Annotated in this window: 26 protein-coding genes and 1 pseudogene; 23 read left to right on the top strand and 4 right to left on the bottom strand. The window is 43.5% G+C overall.

Annotated elements, in window-relative coordinates; all coding sequences use genetic code 11:
- Nucleotides 1-162 precede the first annotated feature (162 nt).
- Nucleotides 163-1713 (bottom strand): PucR family transcriptional regulator, encoded by a 1551-nt coding sequence (locus FZC41_RS02165; protein WP_148565754.1) that lies wholly within the window; start codon nt 1711-1713, stop codon nt 163-165.
- A gap of 271 nt (nt 1714-1984) precedes the next feature.
- On the opposite strand from FZC41_RS02165, the gene FZC41_RS02160 reads away from it, so the two are divergent.
- From FZC41_RS02160 to FZC41_RS17580, 8 genes and pseudogenes are all read left to right on the top strand, one after another.
- A complete protein-coding gene (locus FZC41_RS02160; protein WP_148565753.1) occupies nt 1985-2968 on the top strand; it encodes a uroporphyrinogen decarboxylase family protein in 984 nt (327 codons plus the stop codon).
- A gap of 315 nt (nt 2969-3283) precedes the next feature.
- The gene (locus FZC41_RS02155) at nt 3284-4453 is read left to right on the top strand and encodes an MFS transporter (protein WP_148565752.1); all 1170 of its coding nucleotides are present in this window, start codon (nt 3284-3286) and stop codon (nt 4451-4453) included.
- Between the two features lie 337 nt (nt 4454-4790).
- The gene (locus FZC41_RS02150; protein ID WP_148565751.1) at nt 4791-5168 is read left to right on the top strand and encodes a type I restriction-modification system subunit M N-terminal domain-containing protein; all 378 of its coding nucleotides are present in this window, start codon (nt 4791-4793) and stop codon (nt 5166-5168) included.
- Between the two features lie 127 nt (nt 5169-5295).
- Nucleotides 5296-5517 (top strand): annotated as a pseudogene (locus FZC41_RS02145) (ATP-binding protein); the annotation flags it as partial.
- On the top strand, nt 5517-6014 hold the full coding sequence (locus FZC41_RS02140) for a hypothetical protein (protein ID WP_148565749.1): 498 nt from the start codon (nt 5517-5519) through the stop codon (nt 6012-6014). The pseudogene FZC41_RS02145 and the gene FZC41_RS02140, both read left to right, overlap by 1 nt.
- Nucleotides 6015-6529: 515 nt before the next feature.
- Complete coding sequence (locus tag FZC41_RS17590) at nt 6530-7024, top strand: hypothetical protein (RefSeq protein WP_243136637.1); 495 nt, start codon at nt 6530-6532, stop codon at nt 7022-7024.
- The gene (locus tag FZC41_RS17585; RefSeq protein ID WP_243136636.1) at nt 7021-7260 is read left to right on the top strand and encodes an AlbA family DNA-binding domain-containing protein; all 240 of its coding nucleotides are present in this window, start codon (nt 7021-7023) and stop codon (nt 7258-7260) included. The genes FZC41_RS17590 and FZC41_RS17585 overlap by 4 nt, the downstream gene beginning before the upstream one ends.
- 208 nt (nt 7261-7468) lie before the next feature.
- On the top strand, nt 7469-8356 hold the full coding sequence (locus tag FZC41_RS17580; RefSeq protein ID WP_243136635.1) for a Fic family protein: 888 nt from the start codon (nt 7469-7471) through the stop codon (nt 8354-8356).
- A gap of 38 nt (nt 8357-8394) precedes the next feature.
- Here FZC41_RS17580 and FZC41_RS02130 read toward each other — a convergent pair whose 3' ends face one another.
- Nucleotides 8395-9879 carry a S41 family peptidase gene (locus FZC41_RS02130; RefSeq protein ID WP_148565748.1) on the bottom strand — a complete coding sequence of 495 codons (1485 nt, stop codon included), beginning with the start codon at nt 9877-9879 and terminating at the stop codon, nt 8395-8397.
- Between the two features lie 519 nt (nt 9880-10398).
- Between FZC41_RS02130 and FZC41_RS02125 the strand changes: the two genes are divergently transcribed.
- The 5 genes from FZC41_RS02125 to FZC41_RS02110 all read left to right on the top strand — a co-directional run bounded on the left by FZC41_RS02125 (nt 10399) and on the right by FZC41_RS02110 (nt 13190).
- Nucleotides 10399-10719: a hypothetical protein gene (locus FZC41_RS02125; protein ID WP_148565747.1), complete on the top strand. Its 321-nt coding sequence runs from the start codon at nt 10399-10401 to the stop codon at nt 10717-10719.
- Nucleotides 10720-10869: 150 nt separating this feature from the next.
- Nucleotides 10870-11010 (top strand): hypothetical protein, encoded by a 141-nt coding sequence (locus tag FZC41_RS17180; protein ID WP_170253808.1) that lies wholly within the window; start codon nt 10870-10872, stop codon nt 11008-11010.
- Nucleotides 11011-11044: 34 nt separating this feature from the next.
- Nucleotides 11045-11890, top strand: coding sequence for a lipase family protein (locus FZC41_RS02120; protein WP_243136634.1), 846 nt, complete (start codon nt 11045-11047; stop codon nt 11888-11890).
- 295 nt (nt 11891-12185) lie between these two features.
- On the top strand, nt 12186-12758 hold the full coding sequence (locus tag FZC41_RS02115; RefSeq protein WP_148565746.1) for a hypothetical protein: 573 nt from the start codon (nt 12186-12188) through the stop codon (nt 12756-12758).
- Nucleotides 12759-12824: 66 nt separating this feature from the next.
- Nucleotides 12825-13190 (top strand): VOC family protein, encoded by a 366-nt coding sequence (locus FZC41_RS02110; protein ID WP_148565745.1) that lies wholly within the window; start codon nt 12825-12827, stop codon nt 13188-13190.
- Between the two features lie 42 nt (nt 13191-13232).
- Here the strand turns inward: FZC41_RS02110 and FZC41_RS02105 are convergent, their stop codons facing one another.
- The gene (locus FZC41_RS02105) at nt 13233-14828 is read right to left on the bottom strand and encodes a dicarboxylate/amino acid:cation symporter (protein ID WP_148565744.1); all 1596 of its coding nucleotides are present in this window, start codon (nt 14826-14828) and stop codon (nt 13233-13235) included.
- 866 nt (nt 14829-15694) lie between these two features.
- Between FZC41_RS02105 and FZC41_RS02100 the strand changes: the two genes are divergently transcribed.
- The 7 genes from FZC41_RS02100 (at nt 15695) to FZC41_RS02070 (ending at nt 21538) form a co-directional block, all read left to right on the top strand.
- Nucleotides 15695-16294, top strand: coding sequence for a CobW family GTP-binding protein (locus FZC41_RS02100; RefSeq protein ID WP_148565743.1), 600 nt, complete (start codon nt 15695-15697; stop codon nt 16292-16294).
- Nucleotides 16287-16712 carry a hypothetical protein gene (locus FZC41_RS02095; protein WP_148565742.1) on the top strand — a complete coding sequence of 142 codons (426 nt, stop codon included), beginning with the start codon at nt 16287-16289 and terminating at the stop codon, nt 16710-16712. Before FZC41_RS02100 ends, FZC41_RS02095 begins: the two co-directional genes overlap by 8 nt.
- Nucleotides 16713-16716: 4 nt before the next feature.
- Nucleotides 16717-17523, top strand: a complete 807-nt coding sequence (locus tag FZC41_RS02090; protein WP_148565741.1) for a methyltetrahydrofolate cobalamin methyltransferase — start codon at nt 16717-16719, stop codon at nt 17521-17523.
- A gap of 212 nt (nt 17524-17735) precedes the next feature.
- On the top strand, nt 17736-18365 hold the full coding sequence (locus FZC41_RS02085; RefSeq protein WP_148565740.1) for a corrinoid protein: 630 nt from the start codon (nt 17736-17738) through the stop codon (nt 18363-18365).
- Nucleotides 18366-18422: 57 nt separating this feature from the next.
- Complete coding sequence (locus FZC41_RS02080) at nt 18423-19388, top strand: uroporphyrinogen decarboxylase family protein (protein WP_148565739.1); 966 nt, start codon at nt 18423-18425, stop codon at nt 19386-19388.
- 171 nt (nt 19389-19559) lie between these two features.
- The gene (locus FZC41_RS02075) at nt 19560-20867 is read left to right on the top strand and encodes a PocR ligand-binding domain-containing protein (RefSeq protein ID WP_148565738.1); all 1308 of its coding nucleotides are present in this window, start codon (nt 19560-19562) and stop codon (nt 20865-20867) included.
- 2 nt (nt 20868-20869) lie between these two features.
- Nucleotides 20870-21538: a cobalamin B12-binding domain-containing protein gene (locus FZC41_RS02070; protein WP_243136646.1), complete on the top strand. Its 669-nt coding sequence runs from the start codon at nt 20870-20872 to the stop codon at nt 21536-21538.
- A 115-nt stretch (nt 21539-21653) separates the two neighbouring features.
- Here the strand turns inward: FZC41_RS02070 and FZC41_RS02065 are convergent, their stop codons facing one another.
- A complete protein-coding gene (locus tag FZC41_RS02065; RefSeq protein WP_148565737.1) occupies nt 21654-22052 on the bottom strand; it encodes a pyridoxamine 5'-phosphate oxidase family protein in 399 nt (132 codons plus the stop codon).
- Between the two features lie 121 nt (nt 22053-22173).
- On the opposite strand from FZC41_RS02065, the gene FZC41_RS02060 reads away from it, so the two are divergent.
- The 3 genes from FZC41_RS02060 to FZC41_RS02050 form a co-directional block, all read left to right on the top strand.
- On the top strand, nt 22174-22548 hold the full coding sequence (locus FZC41_RS02060) for a winged helix-turn-helix transcriptional regulator (protein WP_148565736.1): 375 nt from the start codon (nt 22174-22176) through the stop codon (nt 22546-22548).
- A 97-nt stretch (nt 22549-22645) separates the two neighbouring features.
- On the top strand, nt 22646-24151 hold the full coding sequence (locus FZC41_RS02055) for an MDR family MFS transporter (protein ID WP_243136633.1): 1506 nt from the start codon (nt 22646-22648) through the stop codon (nt 24149-24151).
- A 460-nt stretch (nt 24152-24611) separates the two neighbouring features.
- The coding region (locus FZC41_RS02050; RefSeq protein WP_148565735.1) for a histidine kinase N-terminal 7TM domain-containing protein at nt 24612-26251 on the top strand (1640 nt) is incomplete at its 3' end.

Genomic DNA, 26251 nt, shown 5'->3' with positions numbered 1-26251 from the left:
AAATAATCAATCGTTTTTTCAAAAATAGTTACGTTTAATTTTATAACATAAAACGCATATAGGCTACCAATTAATTAAATATATTTTAACAGCATCTTAAGCATGACAAGGGTAGGCCTCAAAAGGCCCAAGATTCTATGAGACTGTTTTGTTTGGGCCTTTTTAGTTGCGTTCCAGAATCAGCAGGGACATGCCCAGATAAAGCAGTTCGTCGTTGGAATCAAAGTCAATTTTAAACAGTTCCTGCATCCGCTCCAGCCGGTTGAGGAAGGAACTGCGATGGATAAACAGCTTTTTGGCCGCCGCGGCCGCATTGAGTCGACAGTCAAAATAGACCAGCAGGGTTTGGTAATACTCCGTATGTTTATCAGCATCATACTGGCTGAGCGCCAGCAGCTTTTCACTGCAGATCTGATGCCTTTCAAAGGAACCGGGGCTGCTTTTTAAAAGATAACTGAAGGCATAGTCGTCAAATTTATAAATCCAGAACATGGGCTGATTGCGGGTGCCGAAATCCAGCGCAATTTCGGTCTGTTGATAGGCCGCCCGCAAATCAGTCATATCTGAAAAAACCCGGCTTAATCCGGCAACCAGCAGACTTTCCCGGAGAAAATAAGGGAGTTGGCGATAAAAGTCTTTATCGTCCGCGGATTTGAACTGATCCAGATTAATCAGCATCAGCAGACGTTCCTGGAAATTCAGACACACACAGCCCTGCCATTGATTTTCAATTTCGGTACTGAGATAATCCGTATAGACATTTTTTGAATACCGGGTGTTGGACCGAAACTGGATCAGCTGGAGATGATCGGTATTTTTCCAGCCATTTTCCAGAGCTGCTTTTTGCCATTGTTCAATGGCGTTCTGATCATTCCGGAGCAGCTGCCCCAGCGGCTCCCGCAGACTATTCAGAGCCACTTCCTTTAAATCGAAGGACTGATATTTCTGATACAGCTTATCCGCCGTGATAAATAAATGGGCCAGAATGCTCCGGACATAGATTTTCACGAATTCCGCACTGCCGCTAACCAGCAGAATGACAAACCGTCCCACATATTTATTCTTGTCAAAAACATTTTTACAGATCATTTCGTCGGTACCCGTTGCTGAAACAGCGACATAATCAAAAATTTCCGGGACCTCATAAAGCAATTCAAAATCCGCATCACTGATGAAATCATTGACCACTTCTGGCAGAGCATTATTATTTTCGTCCATATAAAGTTCATCGCTGTTGGCTTCAATGGATTTGGAATAGGCTGTGTAATGAAATTTCTTATCAATCAGGAGAATCTGCTCCGCGAGAATCGGAACGCAGCTGTCAATCAGGTCCTGAAAGCTGCCGTTTTCATAATAGATCTGGCTGAGCCGTTCATCCCACTGATCGAACCGGTTGTAGACATCCTGAAGATAATTGAAAAGCGCTGCCTTGGAAAGTTCGGCTTCCATCACCAGAACCGTCCCTTCAATCATCTTCAGCGATCGGTTTGGTTTTTCGGTGCATAAAAAGAGGGAATCGGCACCATGGTTGCGGCTGTCGATCAGAGCTTTGAGCCCATCGCCATCGATGATGACCACGGCCGCGGAAAGATCCAGGCCGGTTTCATAAAATAACGGACGCTTAAATCCAATTTCAGTTTCACTCTTTTTTTCATATCGCACCGGTAGAATTTTGGCCAGCCAATAATAGATCATATCCTGAGAAAGTCTCATAGTCACCTCTCAATTTTAAATTGCCAGATAAAGTTTTTTAGAAATGTCATGGCTGTTTCTTCATTCTATGTCATTCAAAATCATTTTGCAAGAGCGTCTTCCTATTTTGAATCGTTATCCTACAACATGTCGGGTATGCGACCGCCATTACCCTCCATTGTGCCGTATGTACATTTCGTAAAAATATCGATATAATCAAACCATGTAAACGGTTATAATTGAAAATTACCATTAAATTGGCAAATATTGATAAAATTCAGGAGGAAACAGCATGTTAACACCAAAAGAAAATTTTTTAATGGCAGCAGTCGAACACAAAAAACCGGAGTGGGTTCCCAACGAAATGAGTGATGTCATTATGGTTGGCGGTGCGTTTGAGAGTTTTGAAAACGGGCCGGCCGGCGGGGGCCTGGATGGATTCGGGGTAACTTGGCATGCCACCGAATCTGCTGGCGGGCAACCGGTTCCCGGTGGTAAACCGGTACTGGATGATGTTACCCGATGGGAGGAGGTAGTTAAGTTTCCGAATCTGGATGAGTTTGACTGGGAGGGCAGCGCCGCCATGCAGTTTGGCATCATGGGCGCCGATCGCGATCAGCGCGTGGTCGAATATGGCATTTGGAATGGTCAATTTTTACGATTGACGCATCTGATGGGTTTTGAAAATGCCCTTTGCGCCATGCTGGAAGAACCAGAGGCCTGTGACGCCCTGTTTAGCGCGATCACCGATTATAAAATTGAACTGGTCGAACGGGTGGCCCAACACTTCAAACCGGACATCATTACCAACTATGACGATATTGCCACCGAAAGAGGGCTGTTCATGTCCCCGGGTACTTATCGGTCGCTGATTAAACCGCACCATAAACGGTTGAATGAGGCCATTAAAGCGCAGGGAATTGTCCCCTTTATCCATACCTGCGGGAAATGCGAAGATGTGATTCCAGATTATATCGAAATCGGCACCGCGGCCTGGTCTTCCGCTCAACCGATGAACGACATTGCCGGTATTTTGCAAAAATATGGCCGTCAGATCGCCGTGGTCGGCGGTTACGATACCAATGGCCGGGCCGGTTTGGAAGCTGCGACCAATGAAGAAATCGAAGCGGACGTCAAGCGCTGTATGGAAACCTATGGACCTTATGGCAGCTACGTGTTCATGGGCTTTAGATTAGTCAGCGGTTCCGATATGATGGCTTTTCTGGGTGCCCTGGCACCGATTAATGCCGCGGTCGAAAAATACAAAAAGCGCTAACCGCGAATAAGCAATTCCACTTGATTAGAGCTATGGATGGCATGAAAGCCCCTGACGATTTTATCTGTCGGGGCTTTCATGATTATGTAGCAATTTTTGGACATAAGTCGGTTTTCCATTTGCTCAAAGGTCTAATTGCTGTCTGACATCTGCAGCTCGCCTTCAGAAAAAATACACCGGCTGAAATGCCATTTGAGTATTTCGTTGACAGAAAAATATGGATATAATATAATAATTACAATTTAACCGGTAAAGCTATTGACGCGACTGATGAATTGATCGGGCGAAAAATGCTATTATTGTTAGGAGAGAATTTTGGATAAGAAAAAGATTAAAATTGCGATTCTATCGATATCATCACTATTGATGATATCGATGACAGCTTCTGCCGTTCTGGCGGATATGCAACGCTATTTTGTGGGTGTTGATTCGTCACTGATTCAGATGGTAGTAACCATCCCCTCATTAATGGCGCTGGTGTTTGCCTTTGCATCCGGGCCCCTATCCTTGCGGATGCCAAAAAAAAGCCTGGTCATTTTTGGCCTGGTCTGCGGCTTAACCGGTGGGATGGTGGCGCTACTTTTCGGTGCCATCAGTATTTATGTGCTGCTGGGTTGCAGCCTGTTGTTGGGGATTGCCCAGGGGATTAATTCGACCATGTCGATGGCCTTGATTGCAGATTATTTTGTGGCTAATGAAAGCGGTGCCCTGATGGGCCTGCAGTCAGCTTTTGTCAATGGCGGCAGCATGGTGCTGCTTTTTACTTCCGGGATGCTGGCCGGGATTCAATGGCAGATGTCCTATCTGGTTTATCTGGTTTTTATTCCGGTGATCGTGATTGTCATGAAAAATCTGCCCAATGATCCTCCTCAGACCCATGCCGATGAAAAGCACCCTGAAAAAAGTGCAAAACTGAATGCCCGGGTTTATTTCACCGCGCTGATCATGTTCCTGTTTGGCGCATTCCTCTTCGTCTATCAGACCAATGTCGCCATGTATGTTGCGGCAAAAGGATTTGGCGATGCGTCAACCAGTGGGCTGATCAACACCGCCATGTCGGCCGCCGGGATGCTCACCGGGGTTCTGTTCGGACGGATGCAGCGCGTGCTCAAGAAGCTGGTCATGCCTGTTTCGTTACTGGTAGGCAGTCTGGGGATGCTGTCGATCTTTGTGATCGGCTCGCTGCCATCGCTGTTTGTCGGCGCCATGTGCTGCGGCTTTTGTCTGGCGACCATTAACCCGGCGGGAACATTTGTGGCCGCCAATGCCGTCCATTCATCCATCAGTTCATTGGCGATTGCCGTTGTTACAGCCGCCACCAGTGTAGGAATTTTTGCCTCACCAATTCTGTCAAATGCAGTGGCCAACGCCGCCGGAGGCAATATTTCAGTCAAGTTTCTGATGGCTGCCGTCGGACTTTTTGGAACGGGTGCCCTGTCCTGGATTGGCAACATGGTGCTCGATAAAAAACAGGAAATGGTTTAAACAAAGCAGCACCATAAGGATCAGCATTAAAGAATCAGACCGTCCCCGATGCAACATTGTCGGGGATTTTTTTCATTGGTAAGGCCCGGACCCCTTAAATTATGACCGATTTTGCCGTAGCCCAAGGCATCAGGGCGAACCGTTATCCAAGGGAGCGGTTCTGCTATTTAATGAAATAGTAACATTTGTCAAAAAAAGTGAATATAGAGAATACCCGTGGCGCGAAAAGTGCAATTAGACATGGCCATTTTTTCATAAAAAGCGTATAATGATAAGCAAATGCAAAAATAAAACTGCCAAAGACAGCTAAAATAAACACAGAAAATCAGGAGAAAAAATGATCACAGGCCAAGTACGAAACAAAGTCGATAAAATATGGACCGATATATGGTCAGGGGGGATCTCCAATCCCCTCACCATCATCGAACAGCTGACCTATTTGATGTTTATCCAGTCACTGGATGAAAAAGAACTGGAAAACGAAAGCTTTGAAAATCTCACCGGGGAAACCATGCCCAAAATTTTACCCCAAACCGCAGCCGGCCAGAACCTGCGCTGGAGTCAATTCAAGGAAAAGGACCCCAGAGAAATTTTCGAGACCATCAGCCAGCAGGTCTTTCCTTTTATCAAAACCATGAACGGCGAGTCTCAAACCGCCTTTTCCCGATATATGGACGATGCCATAGTGTTGCAATTGGTGCGGACGGTCGAGTGATCATTTCTGGTTCATTTCACGATCCGGAAATAATGGCTTTGGCACACCGCACTATAGATATGACAGAAGAATGGGTTAGACAATACTGTAAAATTGAAGAGCATTCAGTGTTAATCATGAAGTTTCGGTAAGTGATAATGGTTGCGGTATGAGTAAAAATATAGTATTAAACAAATTTTTAACTGTTGGTAATAGTCGTTCGCAAGAAGCAACATATAAAAGTCATGGATATAACTCTTTGGCGAGATTTGGTATTGGATTTTGGTCAATATTCACAATTGCAGATGAAGCGAAAATTGAAACAGCACCTTTTGAATTAGTAAAGCCATATGAATCTGTAAAAAAATAGTGGAAGGAATTAGTTTTACGGTTAGTATACGCCAATTTAAAGACTATATAGTATTTAAACCTAAACATCGTAATCCTGGAACAACAATTATTTTAAAACTCAAAAAAGAAGTTGAGTTAGATGCAATATATATATCTTTAAAAAGCCAGGTGTATTGTTCACCAATCCCAATACAAATAAGTATTAAAAACGAAATAGCTGAAACTCTGAATGCTAGGCCTAATGAAATAGGGGAGAAGGAATTATTCGGTTCTAAATATAAACTTGCAGAAAAAAACGATATTAAAGTTTGGAAATGGGATTCAACAATACAGGATATTGAATTTAGATTAAGTATTGTTTACAGATTAGAAAATAACAGTGCTTCATTTCGTATGAAAGATCATAAAAAATCTGTGTTAAGTGTGATAAAGGGATTTCAAAGCAAATTAAGCATATGTGGATTTGCCATTCATTTGCCAGTAGAAAATCTTTGTTGGGATATAGGTAGAGTTTGAGAATTTGCAGTAAATATTATAAATCCTCAAGGTTTTAGCTTTAGAATTGATCGTAGAACTCTTTTACCTTCTAAAGAACTAGAAGAAGCTTCAAACCTTATAAATGAGGCACTTCATCAGGGATACCGTTGCTTTTTAGAGAGTACAAACTCTTATTGTACTGAAGATATCTATAAACTAAATCAACAACCACGCCTTAATGGAGGTGATGTGTTTGATATTTACACAAAAAAGAGTTTATCAACTGTCCTTAAAAACTATTCAGATTTACTTTGTTTTAAATTATTTAAAGTAAAAAAAAGATTTCGCACTCTATTCCCGAGGAGATTTATCTAAATATTAATGAAATCATAAAACAACCAAACGAAAGTAAATTTTTTGTTTGCCAACATTGCAAAGTTAATGACGACAGATACATAGAAACAAATCAATTCATGCCTTTACTTTGTGAAATTTTATCAAATAGTCTTTACAATTATACATATGTAATTCCGCCAACTTTAGAAGCTTCAATTTTGTTCGATAACAGTACAGACAGCAAAATTCGTGTATTGGATGTCCCATTTGAAATGGGTTCCTTAAAACTTTATCTTATGGAGATGGGGAACATTTTCACGCCTAACGAACACTCGTGGATAGTGGCAGAAGTCACTGGTAGATGGACGGGTACCTTATATGAAAGAGAAATAATTTCTGATAATATTAGAGATATGTTTATTTTTCTAGGACGATATCGGCTAATATTGAAAAAGGGGAGTAGATTAGCGGATGTTATGAAAAAATACGCAGTTGAGGGTAAGTTGTTCGCTATTTCAGAACTTGCGGCTAAGTTAAATGAAATGTTCGATGGTCATATTCGTGAAGAATTAGCAAGAGATTGGCCCCTTTCCCCAAAGATCCGATTCCAAAGAATCAAGGAGATAAAACCGATGAAAAGTGAAAAACTCAGCGAAATTATAAACGGTGGCGAAGGCTTAACCGTAGAGTTCAAAAAAGCCGAACCAAATTGAATCGCGATGTTTTTGAAACCGTCTGTGCTTTTCCTAACCGAAACGGCGGTCATCTCTTTCTGGGCGTTGACGATCAGGGTGGTGTTGTGGGGATTGATTCTGATTCCATCGAAAAGGTGAAAATGGATTTTGTCACTGCCATGAATAATCCACTTAAAATCAGTCCGACCTTTTATCTGTCGATCGAAGCGGTCGAGATTGAAAACAGAACCATCTTACATATTCTGGTTCCGTAGAGCTCCCAGGTCCATCGTTGTAATGGCCGGGTTTATGACCGCAACGAGGATGGCGATTTGGATATTACCGACAACACCAACCTCGTTTCCGGTTTGTTTATCCGCAAGCAGGGGAGTTATACCGAAAACCGCATTTTCCCTTTTGCAGAACTGTCTGACCTCAACGCTGAGCTGCTGATCTGGAAATGTAAAAAAGTGCCGGCTCTATTTGAAAGATCTCCAAAACAACAAAGAGGGGCGGACCCTGGCCGGGATTCTCATTTTTGGCAAACCGGAGCTGATTCTGGCCGCCTTGCCCCATCACCGTACCGATACGCTGCTGCGCAAAATCAATCTGGTCCGCTACGACGACCGCGATGATATCCGGGTGAATCTGCTGGAGAGTTATGAACGGCTGATGCAGTTTATCAATAAGCATCTCAACGACACCTTTTATCTGGAAGGGGATCGGCACATCAGTCTGCGGGATAAAATTTTCCGAGAGGTAGTTTCCAATCTGCTGATTCATCGGGAATTTGCCAATCCGTTTCCGGCCAAGTTGATCATTGAAAAAGATCGGGTGGTGACAGAAAACAGCAACAAGCCTCACGGCAACGGGTTGATTGATCCTGACAATTTCTCGCCCTATCCTAAGAATCCCACTATTGCCCGCTTCTTTAAAGAAATCGGATTGGTTGATGAACTGGGATCCGGCGTCCGTAACACCTATAAATACAATAAAATCTATTCGGGAGCTGACCCGATTTTTATGGAAGGGGATGTCTTCCGAACGATTATCCCACTGACCACGCAAGCCAGTGACCAGGCTACCATGCAAGTTAGTGACCAAGCTGTGGATGAAAATTCACAAACTAAAATAATTCTGGAATTTTGTGAAATAGCAAGATCAGGTAGCGAGATTCAGGTATTTATTGGCATAAAAAGCAGAAGATACTTTCAAGAAAAAATCCTCAATCCGCTTATTAAAGGTGGTTTGCTCAAACTGACCATTCCCGATAAACCAACCAGCCCGAAGCAGAACATACGCTTAAACCTAAACCCAGGCACCCTTAACTTACAGGGGACATTTTTAATAATGATCAGGCCGTTTTTATAATTCACGACAGTGATCGTGATACTATTAAATAAAGGCGATTAATTGCCCAGTTTGTTGTGCAGCGCTTTAATTGCTTCGGCTAATTCGACATCTTCGCCGTTGGCAAGATGAATGGCATTTTGAGCGGTCATTGACAGCCGGATATCGGGGCTGACACCGCCAATGCCATGCTGGCTATCCAATTGAATTATTTTGTGCTCATTTAATGATTGTCCAGATGGCCAGTGAACGGTGAGTTCTCCGGGCATTTTTGCTTCAGCACCGGCTAACCCAAAAGAACCATTGGTTCCATAAAAACCTAATGTTTCGGCATTGGGCAGATTTTGCATCCCCATAGCAAGCCCTTCACCAGAACTGATGCACTTGGGATTGATCAGGACAATGATTTGACCGTTAAAGTATGGTTCGGACGGTTCGATCGATAATGCCTGCGAGCCGTCATCCATTGATTGAAGTTCAAAGGTGTTGGTGTCCGGATTGTAGAGATTCTGATATTCAAAAAATGTTTGCTGCTGATAAAAATGACCTAAAATATCAGCAGTCATTTGATCAAGTCCACCGATGTTATTGCGAAGATCGAGGATGAGCCCCTGAGCATTGTTCTGGTGAGCGGTATCAATCGCCTTATTTACCAATTCCAGGGTTGACATAAGGGTGCCGGTTTCCTGAAAATCGGCATCTAATTCTCCTAAAATTTTGAGATAGCTGATGCGGTCATCGAGCATCTTAGATTCAACCATGGCATCCGGGATCGGATCGGGATTGTCGACACCGATAAACATATCCCGCAATTTATTGGAAACCACAGAATCGGGATAGTTTTTTCTTAAGGATAAGCCATTATCATCATACGCCACCAGCGAAAGCGAAGCGGCTGGGGTAGATGCTGGCGTTTGATAGCTTAACTGAATTTCGGTGCCCACTGGTTCGCGGACAAGATAAGCGGCTTTTTTTAGTTCTAAATACTCAGTTGTTGCCGATGTCCCCCCAAAAAGGGTGGAAGCGTTGTCTATCGCCTCATTAATTGGCTGGCCGTTCCAGGAAAGTAGCATATCTCCGGGACGAATCCCGGCTACCCAGGCTTGACTGGATTCGTCCACCCAAGAGACAATGACCTTGCCATCATTGATTTTTGCCAAGGCCAGGCCAAAACCGCCGCCAATGTACTGGTCATCAATTTCTTTGAGATTATTCATCCGTACATGTCCATCAGGGATCTCATTGAGATAAGCACGAAGACTGAGATAATAGGCATTAAAGTCCTGATCTAGCTGTGCTTTTACAATTTTGGCCAGATATTTCTGATGCAGTTTGTTCCAGTTGATGGCTTTCCAATCGGTAAAAGCATATTCTGTTGACAGGGTTTGATGTAATTCTTCAAAAGCCATTGTCCAGGTAAGCTTACTGAAATCATCGTCATAATCCATTGTCGGACTGGGTTTGTTGAGCCAAGAGAGGGTGACGGTTACGACCAAAACAAAACCAACAATTATAACCAATGTTCGTAGTTCATGTTTTTTCATAATAACTCCTTTTCAACAGATCAAGTTGCGGTTGTCATGATTATAACAATAGAATGATCAAAAAGATAGAAAAATTTGATTGCTCTAGAAGGACACATGGGGACGGTGGTTTTCGCCTCGGTGCCTGTGAAACCTCCGAAAAACGAAGGCACGTGTAAATCTATACAATAACACGAATAAATATGCTCGCTCTAATCTCACAACAAACTTTATTGATTAACTACCCAGAATAGCAACTAAAATCAGGTCTTGGTGCCAGGCACCACTTAGCAATTTAGTGACCAAGCTAGTGATCAAGCTGTGGATGAAAATTCACAAACTAAAATAATTCTGGAATTTTGTGAAATAGCAAGATCAGGTAGCGAGATTCAGGTATTTATTGGCATAAAAAGCAGAAGATACTTTCGAGAAAAATTCCTCAATCCGCTTATGAGTGTTTTGAAAAGCTGACCATTTACAACTATAATTCCCATTATAAGTGGTATATAATAAGAAAAATTTGAAGAAGAGGTGAATGCAATGAATCGACTAACAAAATCATGGATTGGGTTGATCCTACTCATGAGTACACTGGTTATTAATGGTTTGGGCGCTTTCAGGTTTTTCAATGGGTTGTCCCAAAAGGATTTATCAGACCGGTATATGACCTTGATAACACCGGCACCATCGACATTTAGTATCTGGGGTTTAATTTATACCCTGTTAATTGCCGCAGCGGTAGTGATGATCGTTAAAAATAAAGATCCTTATTTTGGAAAAGCAATTGATGGGATCAGTTATCTTTTCTGGCTGTCGAGTATTTCAGTGACCGGTGCCTGCCCCTTAACTTATTCAACTTAACTTATTGAGACATCATAGGTATTTCCAGTTTGAAATTTAATGTTTCTACCCATTTTTATTTTCCATTCTTGATAACGACAGCATAATTGATCGGAAGGAATTGCTGTTAGAGACTGGACAATAAGGATTCAAGAATTTATGAGGTTAAGGATGATTAGAAAAATCGAACAGAAGGATTTAAAAGAAGAAGACAGCAAGATCTTTGAGATGACCAAGGGAGAAAGATATCGGTTTAAATTAAGATATGGAGGAATATTCTTTATAACACTGACGGTGCCGGGCTCAAATTAACTATAAACGATCTTGAAATTTAAGGAGAAAACAAATGAAGCAAATGAAGCAAACTGAATCCTATAACAAACAGGATGCCATTTTATTCGCGGGTTTCTGTTATCAGACCTATCCGTTTTTTGATCAAAATAAATTAAATCTGCCAATGGGGTTTGAACTTTGCTGCTCATTCAGCGGTATGGCAGGGGTGACTGAAAAAGCAGAAGAAAAGTTTGGCTTCATCGCGGAGTCTGAGAATCGGATTGTTCTGGCTTTTCGTGGATCGGATTCGACTCTGAATCTGGATTCTGATCTCGATCTTTTTCAGACTCCATTTCCCTATGTGGAAAATGTCGGCAACAGCCATAGAGGAATTACCCGGGTTTATCAGTCGATGCGCGAAGAGTTGATCGAGATTGTACGGAAACTTCCGGAAGGCAAAAGACTCTATCTAACCGGCCATAGTCTGGGAGGGGATCTTGCCATCATGGCAGCTCTGGACTTTGCTGTCAATATACCGAATATAGACCTTGTTGTTTACACTTATGCTGCGGGTCGACCGGGAGATCCGGATTTTGTGGGCGCTTACAACACGCATGTTAAAAATAGCTACCGAATTTTTAATGTTCATGATTTTATCCCAACCCTGCCGGCATCTGAATATCCGCCGCCTTTTACGGAAAAGGGGTTATTTTATGAACACGTTGATTTTTCGGTGCCAATTAGTTTTCAGATGAATAACCTGTTCTTAAATCACCGGATAAACTGTTATTTTCAAAAGTTGGGTGAGTTGGATATCGATTATATGAGCACTTTGCGTAAAAAGAACCCGGAGTTTTGTCCTGAGGCCATTAATTTACGGGAATTGGCAGTTTCAATAGCAAATGAGACCCGTGCCTGACACTAATTTATAAACTTAATCTTGACGGTACTAGGTAGAGTGGCTGAGCCAGGTCGTAGCAGATAGTGGATGCGAAGCCCACCAGGTAAGGTAGACCAACCACCGGTACAATGTGGAACGGCCAGAAAGGAAAAAGTTAAATTTTAACCAGCCTTATCCCTTGCGAAACCATCTCCGGTAAACTGGGAGGAGTCAGAAAAGCTGTCGAAGCCATGGATTGGTAAATACGCCTTGGCGAGGATCTGAGTCGGAACATGTGAAGAAAATATTTATGGATTAAGAAGGTGGAGCAGCGGTGTCAGATAAAAATAATAAATTAATGAGAACGGACTATCAAGCAATTTTTAAAGAAGCATATCATTTGATGGATGAAGCAATCATAGCGGGTAATTGTGGTGAATGTTGTGGCTATCATTGTTGCCGCCGTAACGACGCCGACGGTAAGCGATTGGGCATGTATTTATTACCCCTTGAATATGAATATATGCAATCTGAGGTCGTTGCCGATTATGAGCTGCACAGTCATTTGCAGTATGATATGCCCCCTAAAATTAAGAAATATTATTATATCTATTGCCATCTGGCAGAAGGTTGTCTGAGAGACCATCGTCCCATTCAATGCCGAACCTACCCCTTTGAACCTCATATCGAAAATGGTGAATTCTCAATTGTGATTGAAAAAGAGCAGATTCATGGCTGTGTACTGATTGAACGAATGCCAGAGTGGCGCCAGGCCTTTATCGATGGTGTTTATAATGGTTGGCTTGAACTGATGAAGATCCCAGTTATTAAATATAACATTGAATATTTTTCAAAAGAGCGAATCGCAACCAATAACATTATGAAACAATACTTCAAATGGCGTTGATCATCCGATTTTCGCAGAGACTATTGCGAAAGTAAAATTAAATCTTAAAATTTAAAGGAGAACATTATGAACCTATCATGGGTAACCCTAACTGTAAAAAATATGGACGAATCCTTAAACTTCTATACCGAGGTGCTGGGACTGACCCTGGCGAGCCGCCAACCGGCTGGCCCCCAGATGGAGCTGGCCTTTTTAGGCGATGGCGAAACCAAGCTGGAGCTGGTCTGCAACAAGGCTGTGACTGAATTTGATATGGGCCAGAGCATCTCCCTGGGTTTTGCCGTGGCTTCGGTTGATGCGACCATGGCGGCTTTGCAGAAAAAAGGCATTGCCATTCACAGCGGACCCTTTCAGCCCGCCCCACAGATCCGCTTTTTCTTTATCACCGATCCCAATGGCCTAAAAATCCAGCTGATTGAACACCTTTCCTAAAAGCCCCGGGACGAGTAGACGGAGCCTCGCGGCGCCAACCCTTTACAGAACCTTGATTTCCTTTGCAGAAAGCATGTGTTCGGTGTGCAGCATACCGATATTTGTCACCATCACATGGCCTGCAGTGGCCGGGTAATTCATAAAGATGGCAATGGTCACTGCCAGTGCCAACCCGTCCAGGGGAATATTCAGGAGGTTGAAAATAATGGTGAAAAGAAAAGGCCCAATCCCTGGAGACGGTGGTACCGCAACAGAGAGAATCATACAGAGGATGACCACGGGAACGATTTCCGCTATGGTAAACGATGTCCCATAAATGTTGGCTACAAACAGGGAAATTAATAACCATATGGGGATTGCAAACTGTTTGTTAAAGAGTGCACCGACCGGAATTGAAAAACTAACCACGTAATCTCTGACGCCCTGTTTGACAGAAGCGATCAAGGTATGGCTGGCAAAGGTGGCACTTGAGCTACCGGTGGATAAGGCAATCAGTAAAAATGAACCGGCTGCTTTAAAATATGTAACGGGGTTCATTTTTTCAATCAATGCCACACTTAGCAGCATAATCACCACCAGGGCAAGAAGTGGCACTATCATCATGGCAATCAAACCGAGCGATCCCAAAAGAGCGCCACCGTTACCGGCGATCATCATATTTAAGATGTTGATAAATATAATCAAGGGCATCATGGCACAAACGGCGTCTAATATGGTTGTGAAAATCAAATTGCCTTCTGTAATGATTTTGGTTGTAAAGGGAAATCGCCCTTTAAGGGTGAGCCTTACAATTCCGCTGACAATGGCGAGGAACATAATTTGAAGGGTGTTGCCATCTAAAAAAGGTTGGATGATATTGTTCGGAATAATGCCAAACACCATCGCTCCGATTTGGTTCCATAAATCACTGGATCCTCCGCCTGATGTGGTGGAACCCTCACCCACGAAGAATATCCAGGCGGTTAAAAGGGCAATTGCGGAGGACACCAAAATGATTCCCAGTGACCAGCTCAGTAAGCTCCGAAAAATACGCTTCATCTGAGCCATATTATCCATGTTGAAAATGCTGCCGATGGTGGAAAGAAACAGCACGGGAACCACCAAGGCGTTAATGAATCCAAAAAAAGTTCCGATTAGGGGTTTTAGGATGGTGCCTGCAAGCCATAGTCCGATGGTTGGGGAAAAATATTGAAATGCCAAACCGCAAAAAATCCCGGCAACAAGAGCAATGGCTGTTGTCAGTGCCGGGTTGGCGGATTTTGCTTTTAAGGTATATGACACATTGTTACAGCCATTTTCGTAGGAGTAGGTAACCGAGGATAATCCGATTAAAATATTCTGACCAATGAGATTGAACTCCGGATCATCCACTTCTTCAGGCAGCGTCAGTGGATCGGATTGGTTCCCCCAGTAGTTTAAAGACAGCGTGATCGTTTTAAATCGCTTACTTAGGGATATTTCAAAGTTTTCATTTTCCTGAGCCCCTTTCTGCCAGTGGACAATGGTCTCTTCTACGAAAAGCTGGGCCCGGACGATGTCGCTTTTTGAGCAATTGTACTTAAGCAGCAGCTTCTGAACAAATTCATAGGAATCATCAATACTCTCTAAACTAAGGGTAAAAAACTTTTTGCATTTCATTTATTTCCTCTTTATTTCCTTTTTTCAATTTAGTAGGAATTATTTTCATAAATAATGATAAATTTATTATATTATAAGCCTACTCAACAATCAAAGGGTTTATTTTTTCAGGAGAACATGGGGACGGAGGTACGGAAATGAAAAAGCCGGAACTATTTATAAGGTGATCAAACCGCTCCTGTCTGTTAAAAAAGCGAAGGGGTTGTCATGGAAGCCGCCTATAACTACGGCGATTATCCGGATGAAGGTCAACCGTTATGTCAACGATCATAAAGATACGATGGCCATTTTGCACCAACAAGGCTGCAGCTTTTTAACTGCAGTCTTTCCTTTTTTTGTTTGTGATTTCAAAAGGCGTGTCCCAAACAAATAAAATCTCATCATTTAGCAAAGTCTCGGATGGATTTCGTCGATATCAGCTGGCAGAAGCTGATGCCGTCGCAGACAAAATTCAGTTCCAACGGATAGTCGAGGCAGTCCCTGTTTATGTTTATGTTCATCGACTACCTCACCGCGTTGGTGGTGGCCGGGGTTTTCAAAAAAAGCCGACTTCGCTGTGGGACAGGGCATCGGGGTGATTCGCTATCCCACTTTGCTGTTTTGTCATTTTCAGATTGCTTTGCGAAACGATTTTAGTGCTTAAAACATCATAATAATCCTATTTCTAAAAAATTGAACAGTTGCATTTTACCATTATTAGAAAATTTCAAGTTCATCCTCTAAATAAAGCTGTAATGTTCATAAAATGATGCGGTTTCGTCCCTATATTCTGCTTTTTTATTCGTATATAATTTAGATATTCCAAAAACGGAGGTGTTTGGTTAAAAAAACAAATTCAATCGACTAGAGAACGGGAGGGTGAAATCTTGAAAATATTAATACTGGGCGGGTTTTTGGGATCCGGCAAGACCACTGTACTTTTACAGCTGGCCCATTATCTGGTGACGCAATCACCAGATCAAAATAAGACCCAGGTTGCCATCATCGAAAACGAAATCGGACAGATAGGCATTGATGACCAGGTGCTCCGTGGAAACGGTTATGAAGTCCGGGATATTTTTTCCGGCTGTGTCTGCTGCAGTCTCAACAGCGATCTGATCACCGGGATCCAGGAAATTAGAAGTACCGCTGATCCGGAATGGCTGATCATTGAAGCGACCGGCGTTGCTTTTCCGGATAAAATTGCCGAATCAATTTTCTGTAACCTTGGTTTGGCATCCCGGATTGTCACAATTGTTGACGCCAAGCGCTGGAAACGTATACGGGTGCCACTAGCCAACTTGATTGAAGGCCAATTAGGAGTTGCCGATGTGGTGCTGATCAATAAAACCGATCTGGTGAATGAAGCGGAACTGATTGAACTTCAAAAAGAACTGAGAAATCTCAATGATGATGCCGCGCTGTACCGAATCAGTGGGGTCAGCTCGATTGATGAAGAAATTCTAAAGGTGATTGAAAATGGCTAAGGTGACTAACAGCAGCTACTTGACCAAACGGCGATACTATCGGATTGAAACCACCATTCATGAAGGTGCCCTGGCGGTATCCGGAAAAAGAAATTTCTTCAACCAACAGATAAAAGAGGTACAGCAACGCCTCACCGCAGAATTCAATGCCATGAATGCATGGGTTCTGGATAGAGATGGTATCATCGGTCATGTCAAAGGCTTTATTGCATCAAGGGAAAAATCATTGATGATTTCGGCTACCGGTGCTGAGGTTGAGTGCCGACTTTTAGAATCAGAAGGTAATTCCACTGACGGCGTACAGGTCAGTATGGCATTCATTGTTTTCAATATTCCGCAACTGGAGCTGGAAGAAAAACTGATCGCCATTTTCAACAGCCTGGAAATGGTTGGAAAGAAAAAAAGACAGGAGAAATAGAAGCATGATCATAATTGGAGAAAAAATTAATGGTGCGATTCCTTCCACCGCCAAAGCCATTGCAAAGAAGGATGCTGATTTTATTCGGAATCTGGCCCGGACTCAGACGGCGGCAGGGGTCGACTTTATCGATGTTTGCGCATCGGTGGAGAACAACGTCGAGTTGGAAACCATGAAATGGCTGATCGACATAGTCCAGGAGGTAACCGACACACCGATTGCGGTGGACAGCCCCAATGTGCACACCTGCATTGCGGCCATGAAATTCTGCCAAAAACCGGGACTATTCAATTCGGTCTCCATGGAAGGGGACAAGGTGGATCTGGGCTTTGCCGCCATCGCTGACACCGACTGGGAATGCGTCGCGCTGCTGAATAGCGACAAAGGGATTCCCAAAACAGCCAAAGATCGCCTGGGTGTGTTTGCCGATATTATGGTCAAAGCCAAAGAATATGGAATTGCCTCATCCCGGTTGCATATCGACCCCTTGGTGGAAATGCTCTGCACCTCGGAAGAAGGCATCGCAATGGTAACTGATGTGATCCGGGAAATTAAAAAACAATCCCCAACCATTCACGTCACCGGCGCCATCAGCAATATTTCCTTCAATCTGCCGGCCCGAAAGTCGGTCAACATGGGATTCACGGTCATGGCTATGACCGCCGGCATGGACAGTGGAATTCTTGACCCCACCGACCGGGATTTAATGGGCATCATTTATGCCACTGAGGCTTTGATGGGCGAAGACGACTATTGCGGGGAATATATCCGGTCCTACCGACAAGGGATCCACGGCGCGGTTAAAAAATAAACCTTTTAAGTTTGTCATTATCTGTTTGCCCATAACTGTTTCGTTGATCCACGGTGCGGTTAAAAAACAAACCTTTAGCATCCTGATTGTAGGGGCGGGTATTACCCGCCCGTAGAGAAAAGACGTGACACAATTAGCAATTGCTCGTGTCGTTCACCTTAATATGTTCACACACATTTATATAAAATCGACTATAATAGGAGGAAGAAAGCATGTCAAAAATTAATGAAGTCAAAGAATTGGTGGAAGCAGGTAAGTCCAAGAAAATCGGGGCGGCCGTCCAGGAAGCTCTGGATGCAGGCAGTCAGCCGGGCGATATTCTTCAGGCGATGGTGGATTCGATGAGCGTGGTGGGGGAGAAGTTCTCAGCCGGCGAAATTTTCGTACCGGAAATGCTGATTGCAGCCAAAGCCATGTCCAAAGGGGTGGATGTGTTACGGCCCTTAATGGCCGGCGATAACTCAGCCTCACTGGGAACCTGTATCATCGGAACCGTGGCCGGGGATCTTCACGATATCGGCAAAAACCTGGTCTCGATGATGATTGAAAGTGCGGGATTTACCGTGGTGGATCTGGGCGTGGATGTTTCCGCCGAAAAATTTGTGGCAGCCATCAAGGAAAATGAAAACGTTACTTTGGTAGCTTGTTCGGGACTGCTCACCACCACCATGCCGGCGCTAAAAGAAGCCGTTGCCACCATTAAAGCCAGCGGACTGACTGGATTTAAGGTGATCGTTGGCGGTGCCCCGGTGACCCCGGAATATGCGGCAGAAATTGGGGCTGATGGTTATGCGGCTGATGCCGGGTCTGCGGCAGTAAAAGCTAAAGAACTGGTTATGTAAGAATTAATTGGCAAGAACAAGAAACAAAAATAAAAAAAATAAGGGGAGGATACATAGATGAATCAGAGAGAGAATTTTTTTGCAATGCTGGAAGGCAGAAAACCGGAGTTTATTCCGAATATAATGGAAGTCTATAAAATATGCATATTCGGAGCAGATCGCGCGGATCAACCATTAGTTGGTGGGCTGGATGCGTTTGGGGTCAATTGGGTAGTGACAAAAGAAGGTGAAATGCCGGAGCCCAACCGTTTTATGTTTGAAGATATAGCAGATTGGAAGGAATATGTTCATTTTCCGGATGTGGATGCACTGGGGATTGAGGAAGCGGCAAAAATTGAACTGGCTGATGTCAATCGGGATGAAGTCATCGTGAATGTTTATAGTCCAACAGGTTTATTTGAACGGCTGGCGGCATTTATGGGCTTTGAAAATGCCCTTTGTTCCTTGGTTGAAGATCCCGAATCATGCCAGGAATTCTTTGAAGCCTTTGCCGATTACAAAATTGCCTGTATGAATCGTTTTATCGATGCTTTTCAACCGGATGTAATCACCTATTTTGATGATCTAGCCACTGCCAATGGTTTGTTTATGTCACCGGCTGTTTATCGTTCGGTTATTAAACCCTCACATAAGCGGATTATTGAAGCAGTGACGTCCAGAGGTGTGATTTTTAACCAGCATACCTGTGGAAAGTGTGAAAAGATCATTGAAGATTATGTCGAAATGGGTGCGAAAATGTGGAGTTCTGCACAGGTCAGTAATGATCTGGATGGGATTTTGGAAAAATACCAAGGCCGCCTGATTGTGGAAGGTGGCTGGGACTCCTCAGGACCGGCAAGCTATAATGATGCGACTGTCGAAGATATCATTGCAGAGACTGTTCGATGTGCTAAACAGTATGGTCCAAAAGGTAATTTTATTTTCCTGCCTACTCTGTTGAATGAAAATGGTAATGCAATTTTCGTTGGTGATCCACGTTTAGCACCAATGATTGAAGCATGGCATACCGTGGATAAACTGTAAAGAATATAAAAACAATAACCCCATTAAACGTTTCAAACAACACAGCACTTTCAACCCGCTGTGTTGTTTTCATCGTTGTGAAAAGGTGAAGTTTTTATATTTAATATTGTTTTTAGAAAAATCATGCTATACTGATAAAAAATCATTTAACGAAGTTTTACAGGTGAAACAATGGATATACAACCAGATATTTTTCAATCCAGTCAAAAACGCATCAGCGACCTGGTCGACATCAAAACCCTGCAGGAAATATTGGACGCTTTCACCACCACCACCGGCTTAATGGCCAACATTGTGGATGGGGAGGGCGTCTCCATTTTTCCGCGCAAGGGCATTAAAAAATGCTGTAAATTCTGCCGCATTATTTACAACCTTGAGGGTGGCAAAAACCGCTGCCAGGCGGCCTATAAACGGGCTGGCAAGCAGGCGGCATTGTTTGGTGAACCCTATATTTTCAGGTGTCCTTCCGGGCTGATTGAATGGGCGGCGCCGATTGTTTTAAATGATGAGCATGTCGGTACGATCATCTGCGGTCAGGTGCTGATGTGGGAGCCGGAAGAATTTTTCTGGATTGAACTGAGAAAAATGAATCAAGCCCTAACTAATGACTTTGAGGAGTTGTTTGAAGCCGTGGGGGAGCTGGCCATTGTCACCGGCAACCAGGTGCAGGCATCGGCCTATCTGCTTTATGTGGTGGCCAATTATATTATGAAAGCCGGCTGGGAGAATTACCAGCAGTCTCGGGAATTTGCCAGACAACGGACCCTCTACCATGCCGAAATTGAAAACCGAAAATCGCTGGAAAAACATCTGGACAATGCGGATTCCTTTTCACTGATTGACGAGGAGGAGATCCTTGTGCAGTTTCAGAAAAACGGAAAAAAGGCCAAAGTCTATTTGGAAGGGCTGCTTTCCGGGCTGCGCTATGAAGCCCATCAGAATTTATCCGTAATGCGGGCGAAAATGACCGAGCTGCTAGTGATCCTCGCCCGGGTTGCCAGTCAGATGGGGTTGGCGCCCGATGTCTTTCAGGCGATTAACAATCACGCCATCCCGGAGATTTATCAGACCGACTCCATTGAAAGCATCAGCATGCTCACCTCCAAAGCGGTGGATGCCTATCTGGAAGCCTTTGTGCGGACGGCGGACAAACCGGAAAATCCCAATATCACCCTGATGATCGACCATATCAAAAACCATTACAAAGAAAATCTGATCGTGGAGGCGATTGCCGATGCGGCTTGTCTGAGTCCCGGCTATGCCAGCCGAATCTTCAAAGACCAGCGAGGGATATCCATTATGGATTATGTACTGAAGGTGCGGATCGAGAAAGCGAAGAAGCTGCTGCTAAACCCCCATTATCAGATCCAGACCATCGCCGAAACCGTGGGTTATGGGGATGCCGGTTATTTTACCAAGGTGTTTCGCAGATTTGAAGGGGTTACGCCAACCCAATTTAGAAAATATCATAAACGTTGAGGGTGCAAAAAATGGAAAAAGTATTTGCAGAATTACAGGAAGCCATTGAAAATGGGGAAACCCAGGCAGCCATGGATAAAACAAAAGATGCGCTTAAACTCGGGCTCAGAACCGATAAAATCATTCAGACCGCCATCAATCCGGCCTTCAAAGATCTGGGCCAGAAAATGTTTGATGGCGAAATTTACGTGACCGATGTGTTGATGGCCTCCCGCGCAGCCCATGCCGCCATGTATGTGATGGAACCGATTATTTCACGGTTTTCTGGTGCCACCAAAGGGATCGTGGCCATCGGCACGGTAGCCGGTGATCTCCACGATATCGGGAAAAATCTGGTGATCATGATGCTGCAGGGCAGCGGCTACACGGTGATCGATTTGGGCATTGATGTGCCGGTGGAAACCTTTATCGATGCGGTTCGCACACACAAGCCGGACGTATTGGCCTTATCCTCGCTGCTCACCACCACCCTGCCGGAGCTGGACAATCTGATGGAGGCGCTGGTCCAACAGGGACTCCGGTCTCAGGTGAAAGTCATCGTCGGCGGTGCTCCGGTGACTGCCGAATATGCCGGGCGGATCAAGGCCGATGCCTATGCCAATGATTTGTTTGAAGCCACCGAGGCAGTGGGGGATCTGGTGAAGAATCGGATTGGGAAGTATGCGGTGTGAAAAGGCGGTTTGAATATAATACCGGAATAGTTAATGATTAACGTCATGAAAACCAAAGCAAAGCACAAAAAAAGCTGTCAAACGAATGACAGCTTTTTTTGATATTTTGGGTTGATTAGAATTTGATTTCTTTGAAACCGCCCTTCATATCGGCAATTTCCGCAACCGCATTTTTCAGATAGAACAGTCCCAGTTTACGACCATTTTCTTCATTATACATCGATTTCAGATGAGGCATCACTTCGAAAGCCTGCTGTGCAATGGCCTCACTATCATCAAAAACAGCGGCACCGCGGAGACGCAGCCATTCCATCTTTTTGTTTGTCGTCGAGATTTCAACTTCTGGATTTGCGATGAGTTGTGCATAGCTTGGCTTAAAGGTTCCAATTCCAAAATAGATCTTTCCCTCAAAACTCATACAGAAACCCAGCGGGCGAACCTTGGGGGTGGTACCTTCAACACTGGCCAGGTAAAACGGACCGTTTTCCTTTAAAAAACTCAATACTTCTTCCATAATAAAAAATCCTCCTTAGAATATAATGTGTATTTACTATGTATTTACTACATGGTATAATTTTATGATTATAAGTACGGTTTGTCAATAGCGCAAAAATATATGGGTAGGTAAGAAAAAAATGATTATTGAAGATACTGATGTGAAAAAGTGGGATACGGATTGCCAAAACAACAACGGCATCTGTCCGTGTGGGCAGAAATGTCCGCTGTCAACGGCAATGGAGATCATTGGCGGAAAATGGAAAATTCAAATCTTGTGTGCCCTTCAGATTGACGGGCCCATTCGCTACAATGAATTGAAAGCAAAAATGAATGGCATCACAAATACGATGCTCTCCAGTGCTTTGAAAAAGCTGGAAGCCGACGGTCTGGTACGACGAAAACAATACAATGTGATGCCGGTTCGGGTGGAGTATTCAACGACGGAAGCGGTGGTCAATTTGATCCCGATTTTAATGCAGTTGGGTAAATGGGCCAAAGAGGTGGCCCCGTAAAAACGGGCTTATGAAAAGGATATAAATAATAGTTGAGTTGTTGCAAGCGCCGGACTGATGACTGCTTGAAATTGAAACAAGAGAGGATTGACAATAAATGATGCGAACGGAAACGGACAAAAAAAATATCACCATCGCCTTGATGGTGGCTATGTTTCTGGCGGCGGTGGAAGGAACCGTTGTCACCACCGCCATCTCCACCATTGCGAAAGATTTAAATGGGTTTGAAAATATCAGTTTTGTTTTCTCCGCCTATTTACTGATGTCTGCTATCTCCACCCCCATTTACGGAAAACTGGCGGATCTGTACGGCCGAAAAAATATGATCTCCATTGGCATCGGTATTTTTCTGGTCGGCAGCACGCTCTGCGGATTTTCACAGAACATGACCATGCTGATCGTCTTTCGAGCCTTACAGGGGCTGGGGGCAGGGGCGATTTTCACTTTGACCTACACCATTGTGGGTGATGTTTTCACACTGGAAGAACGCCCGAAAATACAGGGCAGTTTGGGAACCATGTGGGGCGTTGCCAGTCTGGTGGGGCCATTCGTGGGCGGAACCTTCATCGATCTGCTTTCCTGGCATTGGATTTTCTTCATCAATCTGCCATTTGGGATTCTGTCCATTTTTCTGATTCAACGAAATCTCAAGGAAAATTTTGAAAAGAAAAAGCAGATCATCGATTATGCCGGTATTGTGACATTATCGGCTGCGATGCTGGTGTTTTTCAATGTTTTTCTGTCGGCTGAGGTCATGAATTTCAATAAACTGTTTATCGGGATCTCAGTGGCTGGAACCCTTTCCCTACTGGTTGTGTTCTATCGCATCGAGCAAAAAGCCGCTGAACCGATTATCCCGCCGGATATTCTGACCAGAACCAGCAACCTCGTCAACATCATCAGCTTTCTGGTGTCCGCCGTCATGATCGGAGTCGATGTGTACATCCCCATTTACATCCAGAATGTCTTGGGATTAAGCGCCACCGTATCCGGTTTTGCGCTGGTGTCGATGTCCGTCAGCTGGCTGATTGCGTCCGTCATCCTCGGCAAGCTGATCATCACGCGGGGCGGAAAAATTGTCACGATCCTGTCGACCGCAATTCTGCTGATCGGGATTCTGCTGATGACGACGATGGGAATCGATACCCCTTATCTGTTAGTGATTGCCTACGTTACCATCGCCGGTTTTGGATTCGGCGGGGCCATGACCACCCTGACGATCCTCATCCAGGAGGCGGTCGGTTACCGAAAGCGGGGGGCGGCAACCGCCACCAATTCGTTGCTGAAGACATTGGGTCAAACCATCGGTATCAGTATTTTCGGCAGTGTGTTCAATCTGGAGATCATTCAGTACTTCAATCAGATTGGTAAATGGGGCGTTAATCCCAATGATCTGTATGGGTCAGCAGCCCAGACTGGGGCCATTTCCGGGGAACAGATTGTCCATTCGCTGAACAACTCGGTGAATTCCCTGTTTCTCATCATTACGGTCATTGTCGGTGTCGCCCTGGGACTGGCGCTGCTGCTGCCCAGAATGAAGGGTGCCTTAAAAACTGAAAGTGATGACGATAAAACAGACAATATAAAACGTGAATTGTTGTAAATTCAGACCCTGGTGCTGTAAATTGGCGAGCTCTTGTCCACGATTACAAAATACAGATGCGAAAAAAAATATAAGATCAAAGAAATCGTTGCCTGCTGAGAGATCGGTTGGAGCACCCTCAAATAATAACAATGGTCTATAAGCATTGGAGGCACTAAAAAAGGATGACATGATGTTATCCTTTTTTAGTTGTCTTAAATCAAAAGACCAGCTGCACTCTGTCGTATCATCAAGCAGCAATTTATTTAGAATTTGGATCAAGCTCGCTGATGAGGTCAAATTAATAACACCATACCTAGTAAATATTTCAACATCCATTTCATGCTATTTTTGTTGAGAAATTGTTGAGTTAAATTTAGTATAATAGAAAATTAAATCGAAGGGAGCATTAAATAAAATGGATTTATAACATAAATATTGGAATGAAATTGATGGTGAGTTTCATTGTTATGGAGGTCAAATGATGTTGCAAAATTTAATATCGATGTTACTTTATGTCTCATTCGTCATCTATGTCATGTTTGGTGCATACAGTCTGGCTTTAAACAAAGAAGAACGGCTTAACCGTGTGTTTGCAGTTCTTTGCTTCTGTTTTTCAATCTGGGGATTTGCATTTGCTGCGACCAATTCGGCCGGTACCTATGCTGAAGCGATTTTTTTGCGGCGAATTTCGGTATTTGGCTGGGGTGTAGCCTACAGTCTCATTCTTCATTTTGTCATCGTTTTAACAGAATCAAACTGGAGTCAGAAAAAGAAATGGCCAATCCTTTTTCTGACTCTCTATCTGCCTTCTGTTTTTTTTATTTTCTTTTTTTGTCTATATCCTCAAACTGCGAATGAACAAGTACAAATGGTTAAATCGGTGGCAGGCTGGACATCAGTTTCATCAGAAAACATTTTGGAAAAGCTGTTTTATCTCTATTACCTGGGCTTTTCAGCGACATCTTTTTTACTGCTCATAAAATGGTATCTTAAATCATCAGATCATGATACAAAAAATAAAGCGCTGTACCTGTTGATTGCTTTTAGCGTAGCTCTGTCCCTGGGTACTTTTACTGATGTTTTGGCCAATTCTTTTTCAGTAGTTAAATTGCCCTCGCTGGCACCGATTGTCATCATGATTCCAGCAACAACGATCTTCTATATTATTCATAAATTTGGATTAATGCGTCCCAAAGAGCATAAAATTGAATATCTGGAAGGGGTTATTCTCAACACCAACAGCAGAATGAAGCTTTTCATGTTTATCGGGACCATCCTCGCCGTGGGAAGCGCTATTAATTTTTTCATTCGACTAGTCCATGCGGATGATCGACTAACCGGTATCATGTTGAGCTGTTTTCTAGCTCTGCTTGGAGCAATCATTACATCGATTCCTTATCATGTCAAAACCGTAAAAAATCAGGAAAAAATACTGGCAATCATCCTGTCGATTCTATTGCCGCTGTTGATGCTGAGTTATTCAACGGGACCATTCAGTAATATTATCTGGCCTGTTCCAATCTTCTTTCTGATGATAACAATGATTTTCAATAACAAAAAGATATTTTATACCATTGCATTTTTAACCATACTGATGGGGATTATTTTATGGGTGAGGATTCCTGATTTTGATATGCTGGTTGGGTTTCGGATTTATAGTTTACGTCTGTTGCTTTACGGCATTGGGATTAGTTTAACTATCATCATCAGAAACATCTATGTTTCAAGACTTGACGAGAATGCAAAACAGGAAGAATTTCAAAAGATGATTTCTGATATATCCGCAGATTTTCTGACGATTAACCATAATGATTACAGGAAAAAGATAACGGATCTGCTGAAGCGCAGTGGAAGTTATGTCAATGCTGATCGAGCCTATATTTGTTCGTTTTCGAAAAACATCGACACCTTCAGCTATGCATACCGTTGGCTGGATGAGCATGTCAAACCGACCATTCGTGAAACGGAAAAATATGAAACCGCAGCCTTCCCATGGTGCAAAGAAAGACTATTGAACAATCAAATTGTCTATCTTCCCAATCCGGGTGCTCTGCCTCTGGAGGCTGACGAGGAAAGAGCGGAGATCCTGAAACATCAGATTCAATCGATTATCGGAGT

The sequence above is a fragment of the Acetobacterium paludosum genome, from assembly GCF_008086595.1.
GTDB classification, from domain to species: domain Bacteria; phylum Bacillota; class Clostridia; order Eubacteriales; family Eubacteriaceae; genus Acetobacterium; species Acetobacterium paludosum.
The sequence above is the reverse complement of the archived record's forward strand: the minus strand, read 5'-3'. Positions and strand labels throughout refer to the sequence as shown.